Below are 13,062 nucleotides of genomic sequence, written 5' to 3'. Positions count from 1 at the left end.
ACCCCAATCCAGACGGGATCGGCGACCAGGAAGGCCACCGGCCGGGCGAGCGCCCCGCTGTTCACGGTCGGCAGGTTCGCTGTGGACCCTGCCGGGCACCCGACACCCATCCAAAAACAGGACAGACGGTTTGTCAATACAAAACCGAACGGGCTGTTTGTTATGGGATAGAGCGATCGACCACGGATCGGCGCAGCGGACCGCCCGACCTCAGGCGGGGGCCGACACCCCGTCACCGTCGGCCTCCTGACGGGCCGCCAGCTCTGCGGCCACCCGCCCGCCCCGGTCCGCCCCCAGGTCCAGGACGGCCAGGACACCCGGGACGGCGATGCTGGGCATCAGGTGCTGGTAGAGCACCGCGACCCGGCGCTCCAGGTCCGCCCGGCCGGACATCTTCTGGGACTGGATCTGCACGCCCGTCCAGGCCCCGGTGACCAGCCAGGCCGTCTCGGCCGGCACCACGTGCGGCAGGAGTTCGCCGCGGCTGCCCGCCTCCGTCAGCACCGCCTCGCTCCGCCGGATCCATCCGGGGGCGGCGCCGCCGCTGAGGTCGCCGAACACGTCCTGCCCCAGGGAGAGCCGCGCGCCCGCGCTCAACAGCGGGTCGCGCGGCATGAGATGGGCCACCACCATCCCCATGTCCACGAACTCCTGGAGCTTGCAGTGCCGTTCGGGCAGGTCGTCCTGACCGAACTGCTCCTCCACGACCCCCTGGGCGAGTTCCCGCTTGGACGCGAAGTGGAAGTACACCGCACCGCGGGTCACCCCGGCACGCGCCACCACCTCGCCGATCGTCGCGCCCTCGTACCCGTACTCGTCGAAGACCGAGGCCGCCGCCTCCAGGATCAGCCGCCGCGTTCGGACCGCCCGCTCCTGCCGTGCCATCGCAACCACCCCACCCGAAACGCTCGGCAAACAAAACCAAACACCCCGTATCTTACCCGCACCGCAACCGGACGACCCCGGCTTCCCGCAGCGCTTGGAGCCGCCCTCGAGCGCGGAAAAACCGCGTGGACGGTACGCGGCGGTCCGGTGACCGCAGCCCCGACCGGAGCCCCCAGGAGCGGAACCCCCCTTGCGACTTCACCTCGCTCCACCCATCCTCCAGTGGCCTGTGATAATGCACGCGTCAATGGTGATCGTCCACATCTCCGCAGGTCGAAGGCAATGGATTGACCAAGAAGACCAACTCATCGGGCGCGAACGGACACCTCGGGCGTTGACGTGGCCGCGCTCGGCCGCCGACGAACCATTGTCCTGGCGCCTTGAAAACCAAACCGGTAGGTACGTATCTTACGAGCCCTGAGCAGCCCACCCCGCCCGTCACGGCCCTTTGGAGCGCTCCCCATGACTCTGCTTGCCTACCGCACCCCTGCCCCGACCGCGGCCGCCGCGGCTTCCCAGCCGACCCGGCCGCTCGCACCCGTACCCCGGCTGACCAGCACCGTTGCCAAGGAGTACGTCCACCGCGCCTGCCACGCCGAGGTCTTCATCACCGGCAGCGAGCCGCTCAGCGACACCGCCTTCACCGTCACCGCCCAGTGGCCGCGGGCCCACACCTTCTTCAGCACCCCGGACGGCACCCGCCACGACCCGATGCAGGCCGCCGAGACGATCCGGCAGGCCGGGCTCTACCTCGCCCACACCCGGTTCGGGGTTCCGCTCGACCACAAGTTCATGATGTGGAGCCTCGACTACACCACCCGCGCCCGTCAGTTGTTCATCGGCGCCACGCCCACCGACCTCACCATCGAGGCCAGACTCACCCCCCGACCGCGCCGCACCCGCAGCACGATCGACTTCACCTTCACCGCGACCGTCCGCCGCGGCCCGCACCTGGCCGCCACCGGCGAGGCCCGCTTCACCACCGTTCCGGACTCCACCTACCGCCGCCTGCGCGGCGCCCGCCCCGGGGCCGCACCGGCCGCCCCCGTGGTCGGCGAGCCGCTGCCGCCGGCCCGGGTCGGACGGCTGCGCCCCTGCGACGTCGCGCTGACCCCGACCGACGCGCCGGACACCTGGCACCTCACCCCCGACCTCAGGCACCCGATCCTCTTCGACCACGCCGGCGACCACATCCCCGGGATGGTCCTGCTGGAGGCCGCCCGTCAGGCCGCCAACGCGCTCAGCGCCCCGGTCACCGTCACCCCGACCGCCGCGGCCACCACCTTCCACCGCTACGCCGAGCACGACGCGCCCACCACCGTCACGGCCCGGCACACCCCCGGCGAGGACCCGGACGCCCTGACCACCACCGTGACCGGGCACCAGCACGGTGAGGCGATCTTCACCACCGTCCTCACCGGCCATCCCGATCAGCGCTGACCCGTCGGTCCCCGACCGTTCCCGCCGATCCCCGTCCGTCCCCACCGACCCCCGTCCGTTCCCACCGCCCCGGACCGGGTGTCCGACCCGCACGGCCCGTCCGACCGCACGCACCGGTCGACGGGCCGTCGGCTTTACCTTCCCATGACCCAAAACCTCCCCAGGACTGGCCACCGGGCGAACACCTGCGCGAGGATGACAGCCCTTGGATCCGCTGCTACCGGGAGTGCGCAGTGAGTGAAGTCGCTTCGCGTCAGAACGAGTTGATCAGACTGACCGACCGTCCGGGCACCGACGACGCCCCCGGCCACGACGGCCGCAACGGCGGCCGGAGCGTCCGGGCGCGGATCCTCGGACGGCACGCACCGGGCTCGCTGCTCGGCCACGACTGGCTGGACTGCGAGATCACCGTCACCGCCGACTCGGTGCGCGGACAGTTCGTCACCCTGGTCACCGACCGCCACCTCCGCCAGTGGCAGGACGCGCTGGAGCGGCTCGCGCTCGGATTCGCGGTCCGCTGGCTGGACGAGGAGCACGGCCCGGAGCTGCGGATCGAGCCCGGACGGCCCGGCGGCGTCCGGGTGACCGTCTCCGACGCCGAGGAATCCGGCGTCACCCTCCGGGTCGTGCTCTCCCCCGCCCCCGGCTGGCTGGACGAACAGCGCGCCCTGCTCACGCTCGTCCGGGACGCCTACCCGTCCGAGGTGGTCGAGATCGCCCCCGGCGTGCACGCCTGGCGCGACCGGTCGGCCCTCGACGGCGACACGGTCTGACTCCTCGTCAATTCCCCTCGACCGCAGGGGATCCGATCCGGCCGAGCGAACGGTCGGGAAGGACCAGCAGGAACAGCAGGGCGGCACCGCCGAGCATGAACACCGCGAGGTGGTGCAGCCCGCCCGTGGTGGCGCCGTGCGGGAAGAAGGCCGCGTTCGCGGCGGAGGCCGCCATCGCCCCGAGGTACATGAAGGTCCGCAACAGCCCGGCCGCGGCGGCGATCGCGGCCGGGTCGGCCTGGTGGTAGAGCGCCGTCTGGTTGCCGATCCCGATCAGCCCCTGCGGGACTCCCGCCAGCACCCCGACCCCGACCAGCAGCAGAGCCGGACTGCCCGACGTCGTCGCGAACAGGGCCGCACAGGCCAGCATCTGGACCGCCGCGCCGACCACCAGCTTGCCGTGCACCGCCGCGCTGCGCCCGGTCACGGCGGAGACCGTCAGGGCGCTGAGCGAGAGCGGGAGCAGGATCAGCCCGGCCGCGGCGGCGCTCAGGCCGCGCCCCTCCTCCAGCCACTGGGTGTAGCCGTAGAGGAAGGCATAACTCGCCGTGTAGCCGAGCAGTTGACGCAGATAGGTGGCGATCAGCGGGCGGTTGCGGGCGAGCGCCCGCAGGTCGATGAAGGGACTGCGGACCCTGGTCTCCCGGAGCGCGAAGGCCGCCCCGGCCAGCACGGCGAGCACCGGCAGGTACCAGTGCGCGGCGCCCGGTTTCATCACGAACAGCATCAGCGCCAGCAGCAGGACCGCGAACAGCGCGATCCCGACGCGGTCGAGCCGCTCCCCCTCCACGCGGCGCGGCACCGCGGCCGGCAGCCGGGCGGCCCCGAGCACCAGACAGGCCAGCGACAGCGGGATGTTGACGACGAAGATCGCCCGCCAGCCGCCCAGCCCGATCAGCAGACCGCCCAGGGTCGGTCCGACCACGGCGATGGTCTGGTTCGCGACGGCGAGCACGGTCAGCACCCCGGTCGGACTGCTCCGACCGGTCCGCTCGGCCTCGCTGCGGGTGAGGTGCATCGCGGCCGGGTAGGCGGCGGAGGTGCCGATCCCGAGCAGCACCCGGGCGACGACCAGCAGCCCCAGGCTCGGCGCGAGCACCCCGACCAGGCCGGCCAGGCCGACCAGGGCCGTCCCTGCCAGGTACAGCCGGCGCGGGCCGTAGGTGTCCACCAGCCGCCCGATCACCGGCTGGCCGACGGCGGTGGCCAGGTAGAGGCCGCTCACCAGCCAGGCGGTCTCGGCGGGCGGTGCGCCGAAGGCGAGGCCGACGGGGACCAGCGCCACCGCGATCATCGAGGAGTTGATCGGGTTCAGCACCGAGCCCAGCACCATCGGCGCCAGCAGCCGCCGGTTGAACCCGTCGCCGCCGTCACCGCCTGCGCGCACCGCGCCCGCCGCCCTGCGACGGGGACGGAACCGGGCCGGCAGCGCGGACGGCCCGGCGGTCGACGGACCCGGTACGGACGGGCCGGATACGGACGCGCCCGGCGTGGACGGGCCGGATACGGACGGGCCGGGTAGGGAGGCGCCGCTCACCGCCGGTTCAACCGATCGATCAGCGGCAGCGCCGCCAGCACGGTGGCGCGTTCGGCCTCGGTCAGGCCCTCCTGCAGCGCCCGGGCCAGCCACTCCTCGCGGGCCCGACGGCTGTCCGCGATCCACACCAGTCCGGCTTCGCTCAGGTCGACCACCTGGCGGCGCCCGTCCTCGGGGTCCGCCCGGCGCGCGATCAGGCCGTGCTCCTCCAGCCCGGCCAGCGTCGCGGCCATCGACTGCGGCCGGACCCGCTCCGCGACGGCCAGCGCGCTCGGGGAGGCGGGGCCGTCCACGATCAGGCGGTTGAGCACCGCGGTCTGCGAGGGGGTGAGGCCCTCGGTTCCCTGCCCCTTCTCCTGGAGGGTCCGCCGCAGCCGGCTGAAGACGGCACGGAGTTCCCGGGCGGCCAGCGCGGCGGAGTCGTCGGGGACGGTGGGGACGATGGGGACGGCTGGGGCTGCTGGGGCGGTGGCCCGGGTTTCCGGGGCCACCGGGGCGGTTCGCTTCTCGGTCACCGTCCCACGGTAATTTCATCAGTCCAAACTGTCCAGCCTTGCTGTACATCGACCGGACAGCCCCGCCAGCCCCACCACGCACCCTGGGGCTCCGTCCGCCCGAGCTCCCCGGATAATGGCGTCATGATCGACAAGCAGCTCCGCGTCGTCCTCGCCGAGGACTCGGTGATCCTCCGCGACGGGATGGTCGAACTCCTCACCGCCCGCGGCTGCGCCGTGGTGGCCACCGCCGGCACGGCCCCCGAGCTGATCGCCGCCGTGGCCGAGCACCGGCCCGACGTGGCCGTGGTGGACATCCGGATGCCGCCCACCCACACCGACGAGGGAATCCGGGCCGCGGTCGAGATCCGGACCGCCACCCCCGAGGTCGGCATCCTGGTGTTCTCCCAGCACGTCGAAACCGCTTGGGCCGCCCGGCTGTTGGCCGGTGGCGCGGCGGGCATCGGCTATCTGCTCAAGGAGCGGGTGGCCCGCACCTCCGAGTTCGTCGAGGCGCTGCACCGGGTCTCCGAGGGCGGTACGGCGCTCGACCCGGAGATCGTCAACGGGCTGATGCACGGCGGACGGCGCAACCGGGTGGACTCGCTCACCGCCCGCGAGCGCGAGGTGCTGGCGCTGATGGCCCAGGGCCGTTCCAACCGGTCGATCGCCGGCCTGCTGGTGGTGTCGGAGCGGGCGGTGGAGAAGCACGTGGCGGCGGTGTTCACCAAGTTCGACCTGCCCGCGACGGACGCCGACAACCGGCGGGTCAAGGCCGTGCTGGCCTACCTCGCGGACACCGGGGCCTGACGGTCCGGCGCGCCACGGGGGCGCCGGACCGCCGGACCATCAGGGCGCCGGACCATCAGGGCGCCGTCACAACCTGCTCGGCAGCTCGGCGGTGACCACCGTCGGCCCGCCGGGCGGGCTGTCCACCCGCAGCACCCCGTCCACCGCCGCGAGCCGCTCGGCCAGCCCTGCCAGCCCGGTGCCCGCACCGATCACGGCGCCGCCGCGTCCGTCGTCCCGGACCGTCAGCCGGACCCGCCCGTCGACCGCGCTCGCGCTCACCTCGGCCGTGCGCGCCCCGCTGTGCTTGGCCAGATTGGTGAGCAGCTCCGCCGCACAGAAGTAGACGGCCCGCTCGATCACCTCCGACGGCCGCTCCCGCAGGTCCAACCGGAGCGTCACCGGCACGGGGGCCGTGGCGGTCAGCCCGGGCAGCGCCTCGGCCAGGCCGCCGTCCAGCGCCACCGGGTGGATGCCCCTGGTCAGCCGACGCAGCCCGGTGATGGTGGCATCGGTCTGCCCGCGCGCCCGGTCGACCAGGACGCGCAGCCGCCCGAGGTCGGGCCCCGCCCCCCGGGGCCCTGCGGCTCCGGCCCCAGCGGCCTCGACCCCCGCGGTCTCGGTCCCAGCAGTCTCGGCCCCTCCGGCTTCCGAACCCCCGACTTCCGACCCTGCTGCTTCCGACCCTGCCGCTTCCGACCCCGCTTCCGGCCCCGCCGCTCCGGGCCGCGCGCCGCCGGGCCCGGCGGGAGCCGACGCACCGAGGGCGTCGTCCGCCAGCGAGAGGGTGATGGCCAGCGCGACCAGCTCCGCCTGGGTGCCGTCGTGCAGATCGCGTTCCAGCCGCCGCAGCCGGTCGGTGCTCTCGGCGAGCAACGTGGCGCGGGCGAGCTCCAGTTCGCGCACCCGCTGCTGAGACCGCACCGGTCCGAGCAGCGCCCGGGCGAGCGCCCGGTTGGCCCGGCTCAGGGCGCGTAGCGCGGCCGGTGCGACGGCCAGCACCACGAGGCCGGCCGGCGGCGCGGCGACGTCCAGCCAGTCGACGGCGCGCGGACCCGGCTCCAACAGCCGTACCCAGAGCGGGAATCCCGCCAGCCAGAGCGCGCCGAGCGGCAGCCCGACCGCGGCCAGGAAGCCGACCACCCCGAGCGGCAGCCGGAGCAGGAGGTAGAGCAGGGCCCGCCAGGCCACCGGGTCGGTCAGGACCGCCCGCCCCCGGGCCAGCGGCCCCGAGGGGCGCGCCGACCGCGGGGGCGCGGCAACCCGTTCGCCCAGCAGCCGCCCGACCAGCCACCGGTGCAGCCCGCCGATCCGCCGGGCCCCGACCAGCGCGGCCGCGACGAACGGCAGCCCCAGCACCGTGAGCGAGAGCAACGCCCCCGCGTAGAGCACCGCCACGGCGTACACCCCGCCCAGTACTCCGAGCGGCAGCCCGAGGACGGCGAACGCCACCTCGCCGCCCCGCACCGACAGCCCCTGCCGCCACCGAGTCACCACACGCCTCACCATTCACCGATCAACCGGCCCCCAGCATCCCCCAGTCGGCACCGGGCCGCCCCCACCCGCAGGGCCGCCCGACCGCCGCGTCTCCCCCGCCGCGCGCTCCTTCCGCGTCCGCAGGGTCGCCTCACCCCCGCTCCCCGCCCACCTCCTCCACCGCGGGCCCGCCGATCGCCCAGAGCCCCGTGCCCACGATCCCCGGCACGGTCAGCACCGCCGCACCCGCCACCACCCAGCCGCAGGCCGCTCCCGGCACCACCGGCAGCACCGAGCCGGTGACCGCCCGGCTGAACGCCCCGCTCGCCGCACCCGCCACGGCCGCCCCGAGCAGCACGCCCACGGCCGTGGTCAGCGCCGCCTCGACCGAGAGCATCCGGAGCAGCTGCCGCCGGGTCGCCCCGACCAGCCGGAGCAGCGCGAACTCGCGGCGCCGGTCGGCGGTCAGCGCGACCAGGGTGTTGACCGTGGAGACCGCCGCGAAGCAGACCAGCAGGCCGAGTTCCGCCTGCCGCAGCCAGACGTCGCTGGCCTTGGTGACGCTGGTGGTGGCCCCGCTGAGCCGGACCGCCTGCTCCGCGGTGCTGGTCATGGTCAGCAGGGTGGCCGCCAGCCCGACCAGCAGCGCGACCGGGACCACCGCCGAGGAGAGCCGGGCCGCGTAGCCGCGCAGGTTGGCATCCGCCAGCCAGCCGACCCGGGGCAGGAGGACCCGCAGCGGGGCCCCGAGGGCGGCCGCCAGCAGCCGGGCCGCGACCGGGCCGAGCAGGGCGACGGCGACCAGCAGCACCAGCGCACCGAGCAGCGCCGCCTGCCCCGCCTTGTCCAGTTCGGCGACCGGACGGCCGGCGGCCAGCCGCAGCAGCAGCCCGCCGCCCGCGAGCACCACCACACCGGCCAGCAGCCGCAGCACGCCCGTCCGGCGCTGCCCGGCCGCGCTGTCGGTCAGCGCGACGGCCGGGGCCGGCCGGGTGACCCGTCGGACCGTGAGCGCGGCGGCCGCCAGGCCGACCAGCAGCGCCACCGCGAGGGCGATCAGCACCGGCAGCGGCGCCACGGGTATCCGCAGCCCGGGCGCCGCCATCCCACGCTCCTGCAGCGCGGCGAGGAAGGCCCGGGCGGCGAGCAGGCCCGCCGCACCGCCGGGGACGGCCGCCAGCAGCACCGTCGCCGTGACCTGGAGCCGCACCAGCCGCCGGATCTGCCGGGGCGTCGCCGCGACGGTGCGCAGCAGGGCGAGGTCACGGTGCTGCTGGCGGAGGGTGAAGCCCAGCGCGTTGACCACCACGAACAGCGCGACCAGGACGGCGATCTCGCCGAAGGCCCCCGCGATCACCGCCGGGCCGGGCCCGGCCACCACCGCCCGTCGCTGGGCGGCCGGGGCCGTCAGCTGCGCGGCGATCAGGGAGCCGAACAGCGTCACCGCCGCCACCGCCAGGAACAGCGCCACCGCGAGCCCGGCGAAGGCCGCCGGTCGGCGCCGGATCTGACCGACCGCCAGGGGGAGGACGGAACCGCGCATCGCCCTCACCTGCCCAACCGGCTCAGCCGCTCGCCGACCTGCGCCGCCGTCGGCCGGGTCAGCTCGTCGACCAGCAGGCCGTCGGCCAGCAGCAGCACCCGGTCCGCGTAGCCGGCGGCGACCGGGTCGTGGGTGACCATCACGCACGTCCGCCCGTCCTCGTCCACCCCGGCCCTCAGCAGGTCGAGGATGTCGTGCCCGGTGGCGCGGTCCAGCGCCCCGGTGGGCTCGTCGGCGAACAGCACCTCGGGGCGGGCGGCCAGGGCGCGGGCGATCGCCACCCGCTGCTGCTGCCCGCCCGACAGCCGGCCCGGCCGGTCGCGCTCCCGCCCGGCCAGCCCGACCCGGGCCAGCGACTCCCGGACCAGTGCGCGGTCCGGTGGGTGCCCCGCCAGCCGGCCGGGCAGCTCGACGTTCTGCGCGACCGTCATCGCGGGCATCAGGTTGAAGGCCTGGAAGACGAACCCGACCCTGGTGCGCCGGAGTTCGGCCAGCCGTCGTTCCGGCAGGCCGGACACCGGGGTGTCGCCCCAGCGGACGGTGCCCCGGGTGGGGCGGTCCATCCCGGCCAGACAGTGCAGCAGAGTGGTCTTGCCCGAGCCCGAGGGCCCCATCACCGCCGTGAAGGTGCCCGGCGCGAAGGCCACCGAGACCCCGCGCAGCGCCCGGACGGCGGACGCGCCCCGCCCGTACTCGCGGTGCAGCCCCTCGCCGACGAGCGCCGCACCCACCGGCCCGCCCGCCGCCCCGCCCTGTGCCGCCCCGACGGCGGCTGTCGTGATCCCGTTCATGCCCTCCATCCTGGGCGTCCGCCGTCGTCGAATCGATTGTGCTGGCACCCCGATTCGGGGTTCGGAAAACCGAACCCCGCAGGTGGTGCCAGGACGAGTGTCCGGGCGGCGCCCGGCCCGGGGACCCGTCGCAGCACCGCGCCCGGCCCCGGCCGCCCCCGCCGGAACCCGCGCCGTGGAACGCCCTACCATGGCCACGTCGCCCCCTCCGCCGCACCGCCCCGAAGCCACCCGATGACCGCGCCCCCGCGCCTCCGACCGGCCGGCCGCCCGCCCGACGATCCGCTTCCCGTCCCCTCCCACCCCGTCCCCTTCCACCCGTAGGAGTCCGGCATGACCACCACCCCCCTCACCGTCGCCGTCCTCGGACCGGGCGGCGTCGGCGGCCTGCTCGGGGGCCTGCTCGCGCGCGACGGCCACCGGGTCGTCTGCGTGGCCGGCGAGCGCACCGCGGCCGTCCTCGCCCGGGACGGGCTGCGGGTGCGCAGCGCCCGGTTCGGCGGGTTCACCGCCGAGGTCGAGGCCGTCACCGAGCTGCGCGAGCCGGTCGACGTCCTGCTCGTGACCGTCAAGGAGACGGCCCTGGCCGCCGCGCTCGACCGGGTGGCGCCGCAGGCCCTCGTCGGCAGCCTGGTGGTGCCGCTGCTCAACGGCCTGGACCACATGGCACTGCTGCGCGCACGCTTCCCGGCCGCGCGGGTGGCGGCCGGGACGATCCGGATCGAGACCGCCCGGACCGCGCCGGGGCTGATCGAGCACACCAGCCCGTTCGCGGCCGTCGAACTCGCCGGCCCGGCAGAGGAGTTCGCCGAGCAGCTCGGCAAGGCCGGGCTGGACGTCACGCTCTGCGAGGACGAGACGGCGATGCTCTGGAGCAAGCTCGCCTTCCTCGCCCCCTTCGCGCTGCTGACCACCCGGTACGCCGACGTCATCGGCGTCGTGCGCGCCGAGCACCGCGATGAACTCCTCGCCGTCCTGGCGGAGATCGCCGCGGTCGCCGGGGCGGTCGGCGCCCCGGCCGACGCGGCGGCGCTGCTGGATGCCTTCGACCGGCTCCCCCCGGCGATGAAGTCCTCGATGCAGCGCGACGTCGAGGCGGGCCGGCCGACCGAGCTGGACGCCATCGGCGGTGCGGTGCTGCGGGCCGCCGCCGCGCACCACGTCCCCGTCCCGACGCTCACCCGGCTGGTCCGCGAACTGTCCTGAGCCACCGCCACCGCAGCGCCCCCGACCATCCTCCCCCGAATGTTCCCCCGGGCAGCGAACGGCCGTTCGGTGGTGGGCCCCACGGGCGCGGCCGGGCGCGCTTGCGGGGCGGTCCGCCACAGGAGTAGAACTCGTCGGGTGACGTCAGCCGATCACCGCAGCGCTCCCGCGTGGAGCCACGTCGAGGAATTCCTGCGCAGCCACGAGGCCGACCGGATCCCGCACCCGGGCGGCACCCTGCTGGCGCACCTGACCCGGGTGGCGGCCCTGTTGGCGGACTGGGGCACCGACTCCGCCGTCCAGGCCGCCGGGCTCTGCCACGCGGCCTACGGCACGGACGGGTTCGACGGCGCCCTGCTGGGCCTGGACGAGCGGGACACCCTGGCCGGACTCGTCGGCGAACGCGCCGAGGCGCTCGTCTACCTGTACGCGAGCTGCGGCCGGGCCGCCGTCTACCCGCGGCTGGGCCGGGACGAGGAGCCGCTGTTCCACGACCGGTTCACCGGCGCGGACCACGCCCCGCCGGAGGAGGACCTGCGCGCCTTCCTCGCCATCACGGCCGCCAACGAGCTGGACGTGTTCGCCCACGACGCCGCACTCGCCGCCCGCCACGAACCCGCCCTGTACCGACTGCTCCGCCGCACCCGGCCCCTGCTGCCACCCGCCGCCTGGCAGGCGTGGCAGGACCGACAGATCGGACAGGTCGGGCAGCCTCGACCGACCGGCACATCGCCTTCCACAAACGGAACTTGATGGTCACTCGCATACCGGTCGTCACCGCAGGCTTTGCCGACCGTTCACGTGTCATGCCGGAACCACCGTACGAGGACCGGGCGTTCTCGTACGCGGGAGGGAAACTGACATGACAAAGATTCCGTACCGCCTGGCCGCCGCCTCGATCGCCCTGTTCGTGGCGGCGCCCTTGTTCACCGCGTGCAAGAACGCCGATCAGGCCGTCGACTGCGGAAAGCGGGCGATCAGTCTCACCGGCGATGTCCAGGACCTCGGCGACTCGGCGTTCAACGTCGGCCAGATCACCGACAAGAGTCGGCGCGATCACACGGTCGAGGCCCTGAAGAAGATCGTCGACGACATCAAGAAGATCCGCAAGGACGGTGACGGCAGGCTCGACGCCGCCGCCGACAAGCTGTCCAAGGCCGTCGACAACGCCCAGAAGGCCGTCTCCAAGGGCACGGAGCCCGACTTCGGTCCGATCGGCGACGCCGCCGGCGAGCTGACCAAGGCCTGCGCCGGGGCCTGACCCCGCGCGCCCCCGGGGACATCCGTCGCCCGGGGCCACCCGTCGACCCGGGAGCGCCGTCCACCGGCGCTCCCGGCGACCCACCGGCACCCGACCCACCGCCACCCCGCGTGCCACGGCCTGTCGGCACCGCCCGGACGCCCCCGAGGCGATAGGAATGGGCACCGGACCGAACCGCACCCCGGAGGCACCGGTGAACCACCCGATCCTCGACCGGATCCAGCAGCTGCGCGCCGAGTTGGCACCCGGCGACACCGACCCCGCCCTGGTCACGGCACTCGCCGAGGGCACCGCCCCGCTCACCGCGGTGGCCGAACTCGCCGCCCAGCAACACCGGATCATCGCCTCCGACCGGCGCAGCCTGCTCATGCTCGCCACCCGCTGCGCCGACCGGCCGCTCGGCGCCTGGTTCGCCACCCTCGCCGAGGGCGAGAGCGCGGCGCTGCGCACCCTGCCGGCCCTCGCCGCCGCCTGCGGCCTGGACGCCGGGGCGGTGACCGCCCGGGCCCCGCTGCCGGGCTGCCAGGCCTACCCGGCCTACCTCGCCTGGCTCGCACTGAACGGCCGCCCGCCCGCCGCGGCCGTCGCCATGGTGGCCAACTTCACCGCCTGGGGCGGCTACTGCGCCACCATCGGCCAGGCGCTCCGCCGCCACCACGGCTTCTCCGACGAGTCCTGCGCCTTCTTCGACTTCTTCGCCCGACCGGCGCCCGAACTGGAGCAGCAGGCCGCCGACGCCCTCGGCCCGGAGGCCCTGGACGGGCCCACCCTGGCCGCCGCCCGGGAGTACGGCCTGCTGCTCCAGGCCTACGAGCGCCTGTTCTGGAGCACCCTCGGCGGCTGACTCACGCCTGCCAGTGCGGCTTG

Annotated in this window: 13 protein-coding genes; 7 read left to right on the top strand and 6 right to left on the bottom strand. The window is 74.9% G+C overall.

All coding sequences use genetic code 11. The features are described from left to right. Positions 1-210 precede the first annotated feature (210 nt). A complete protein-coding gene (locus tag AB0O91_RS33500) occupies positions 211-885 on the bottom strand; it encodes a ScbR family autoregulator-binding transcription factor (protein ID WP_363441331.1) in 675 nt (224 codons plus the stop codon). Between the two features lie 462 nt (positions 886-1,347). Between AB0O91_RS33500 and AB0O91_RS33495 the strand changes: the two genes are divergently transcribed. Together AB0O91_RS33495 and AB0O91_RS33490 are read left to right on the top strand one after the other, a co-directional pair. Further along, positions 1,348-2,325, top strand: a complete 978-nt coding sequence (locus AB0O91_RS33495; protein ID WP_363441329.1) for a ScbA/BarX family gamma-butyrolactone biosynthesis protein — start codon at positions 1,348-1,350, stop codon at positions 2,323-2,325. A 233-nt stretch (positions 2,326-2,558) separates the two neighbouring features. Beyond that, complete coding sequence (locus tag AB0O91_RS33490; protein ID WP_363441327.1) at positions 2,559-3,098, top strand: DUF5959 family protein; 540 nt, start codon at positions 2,559-2,561, stop codon at positions 3,096-3,098. Positions 3,099-3,105: 7 nt separating this feature from the next. Here AB0O91_RS33490 and AB0O91_RS33485 read toward each other — a convergent pair whose 3' ends face one another. Beyond that, positions 3,106-4,431: an MFS transporter gene (locus AB0O91_RS33485; protein ID WP_363441401.1), complete on the bottom strand. Its 1,326-nt coding sequence runs from the start codon at positions 4,429-4,431 to the stop codon at positions 3,106-3,108. A gap of 200 nt (positions 4,432-4,631) precedes the next feature. Then, positions 4,632-5,078, bottom strand: a complete 447-nt coding sequence (locus AB0O91_RS33480) for a MarR family transcriptional regulator (protein ID WP_363441399.1) — start codon at positions 5,076-5,078, stop codon at positions 4,632-4,634. Between the two features lie 195 nt (positions 5,079-5,273). On the opposite strand from AB0O91_RS33480, the gene AB0O91_RS33475 reads away from it, so the two are divergent. Continuing rightward, positions 5,274-5,939: a response regulator transcription factor gene (locus tag AB0O91_RS33475; protein ID WP_363441325.1), complete on the top strand. Its 666-nt coding sequence runs from the start codon at positions 5,274-5,276 to the stop codon at positions 5,937-5,939. A 66-nt stretch (positions 5,940-6,005) separates the two neighbouring features. Here AB0O91_RS33475 and AB0O91_RS33470 read toward each other — a convergent pair whose 3' ends face one another. The 3 genes from AB0O91_RS33470 to AB0O91_RS33460 all read right to left on the bottom strand — a co-directional run bounded on the left by AB0O91_RS33470 (position 6,006) and on the right by AB0O91_RS33460 (position 9,728). Further along, complete coding sequence (locus AB0O91_RS33470; protein WP_363441323.1) at positions 6,006-7,415, bottom strand: sensor domain-containing protein; 1,410 nt, start codon at positions 7,413-7,415, stop codon at positions 6,006-6,008. A gap of 130 nt (positions 7,416-7,545) precedes the next feature. Continuing rightward, the gene (locus tag AB0O91_RS33465; RefSeq protein WP_363441322.1) at positions 7,546-8,937 is read right to left on the bottom strand and encodes an FtsX-like permease family protein; all 1,392 of its coding nucleotides are present in this window, start codon (positions 8,935-8,937) and stop codon (positions 7,546-7,548) included. Between the two features lie 5 nt (positions 8,938-8,942). Beyond that, on the bottom strand, positions 8,943-9,728 hold the full coding sequence (locus tag AB0O91_RS33460; RefSeq protein ID WP_363441320.1) for an ABC transporter ATP-binding protein: 786 nt from the start codon (positions 9,726-9,728) through the stop codon (positions 8,943-8,945). A 333-nt stretch (positions 9,729-10,061) separates the two neighbouring features. Between AB0O91_RS33460 and AB0O91_RS33455 the strand changes: the two genes are divergently transcribed. The 4 genes from AB0O91_RS33455 to AB0O91_RS33440 all read left to right on the top strand — a co-directional run bounded on the left by AB0O91_RS33455 (position 10,062) and on the right by AB0O91_RS33440 (position 13,039). Then, positions 10,062-10,934: a 2-dehydropantoate 2-reductase gene (locus tag AB0O91_RS33455; RefSeq protein ID WP_363441319.1), complete on the top strand. Its 873-nt coding sequence runs from the start codon at positions 10,062-10,064 to the stop codon at positions 10,932-10,934. 138 nt (positions 10,935-11,072) lie between these two features. Then, positions 11,073-11,687, top strand: a complete 615-nt coding sequence (locus tag AB0O91_RS33450) for a DUF6817 domain-containing protein (RefSeq protein ID WP_363441317.1) — start codon at positions 11,073-11,075, stop codon at positions 11,685-11,687. A gap of 109 nt (positions 11,688-11,796) precedes the next feature. Next, positions 11,797-12,195, top strand: coding sequence for a hypothetical protein (locus AB0O91_RS33445; RefSeq protein WP_363441315.1), 399 nt, complete (start codon positions 11,797-11,799; stop codon positions 12,193-12,195). A 157-nt stretch (positions 12,196-12,352) separates the two neighbouring features. Beyond that, positions 12,353-13,039 (top strand): transcriptional regulator, encoded by a 687-nt coding sequence (locus tag AB0O91_RS33440; protein WP_363441313.1) that lies wholly within the window; start codon positions 12,353-12,355, stop codon positions 13,037-13,039. Positions 13,040-13,062: the final 23 nt, after the last annotated feature.

The organism is Kitasatospora sp. NPDC089797 (assembly GCF_040684795.1).
Taxonomy (GTDB): domain Bacteria; phylum Actinomycetota; class Actinomycetes; order Streptomycetales; family Streptomycetaceae; genus Kitasatospora.
The sequence above is the reverse complement of the archived record's forward strand: the minus strand, read 5'-3'. Positions and strand labels throughout refer to the sequence as shown.